The following is a 1,294-nucleotide window of genomic DNA, read 5'->3' on the forward strand; positions in this document are numbered from 1 at the left end:
GGGGTATCGGGCTGGGGGGCCGCCCATGGGGAGGGAGGCATCTGCGACGGGGGATGGTCATGAAGGCAGTGGTGTACGAGGGGCCGCGGCAGGTCAGTGTCAAGGAGGTGCCGGACGCGCGGATCGAGCGGCCGACCGATGTCCTGGTGCGGATCACGTCGGCGAACATCTGCGGCTCGGACCTGCATATGTACGAGGGGCGGACCGACTTCGAGCCCGGCCGCTGGTTCGGGCACGAGAACCTGGGCCAGGTGGTCGAGGTCGGCGCCGGGGTCGACAAGGTCCAGGTGGGCGACTGGGTCGTCCTGCCGTTCAACATCTCGTGCGGGCACTGCAAGAACTGCGAACGTCAGCTGACGAACTACTGCCTGACCGCCCAGCCTGAGCCGAAGATGGCCGGCGCCGCCTACGGCTTCGCCGACATGGGCCCCTACGGCGGCGGGCAGGCCGAGCTGTTGCGCGTGCCCTGGGGCGACTTCAACTGCCTGCGGCTGGGCGAGGACGCCGAGCAGCGCCAGACCGACTACGTGATGCTCGCCGACATCTTCCCGACCGGCTACCACGCCACCGAGATGGCCGGCGTGCAGCCCGGCGACCAGACGGTCATCTACGGTGCGGGCCCGGTCGGGCTGATGGCCGCCCTCTCGGCGACCATCCGAGGGGCGAGCAAGGTGATGGTCGTCGACCGCCATCCCGACCGGCTGCGGCTGGCCGAATCGATCGGTGCGATCGCCATCGACGACTCCAAGGTCGACCCGGTGCAGGTCGTGCTGGACGAGACGATGGGGCTGGGCGCGGACAACGGCTGCGAGTGCGTCGGCTATCAGGCGCACGAGCCCGACGGCCGGGAACAGCCCAACCTGACGATGAACCGGCTGGTCGCCTCGGTACGGTTCACCGGGAAGATCGGCTGTGTCGGCGTCTTCGTCCCGCAGGACCCCGGGGCCGGCGACGAGCTGGCCAAGCAGGGCAAACTGGCCTTCGACTACGGCATGTTCTGGTTCAAGGGCCAGCGCATCGGCAGCGGCCAGGCCCCGGTCAAGAAGTACAACCGGCAGCTGCGCGACCTGATCGCCGGGGGCAAGGCCGAACCGTCCTTCATCGTCAGCCATGAGCTGTCCCTCGACCGCGCGCCGGAGGCGTATGAGCACTTCGACAAGCGAGACGAGGGCTGGACGAAGGTCGTCCTGCACCCGGCGATGGCGGGGGCGGGTGCCTGACATGGCCGGAGAGCTGAACGGACGCCGCATCGCCATCCTCGCGGCCGACGGGGTGGAGCGAGTCGAGCTGGAGC

General features: G+C 69.3%; 1 protein-coding gene. It reads left to right on the plus strand.

Annotation, left to right across the window (positions count from 1 at the left end):
- The first annotated feature begins 59 nt into the window (after positions 1–59).
- Positions 60–1,220, plus strand: coding sequence for a glutathione-independent formaldehyde dehydrogenase (locus Psi01_RS42875; RefSeq protein WP_204069954.1), 1,161 nt, complete (start codon positions 60–62; stop codon positions 1,218–1,220).
- The last annotated feature ends 74 nt before the right edge of the window (positions 1,221–1,294 follow it).

Source organism: Paraplanobispora siamensis, assembly GCF_016863175.1.
Taxonomy (GTDB): domain Bacteria; phylum Actinomycetota; class Actinomycetes; order Streptosporangiales; family Streptosporangiaceae; genus Planobispora; species Planobispora siamensis.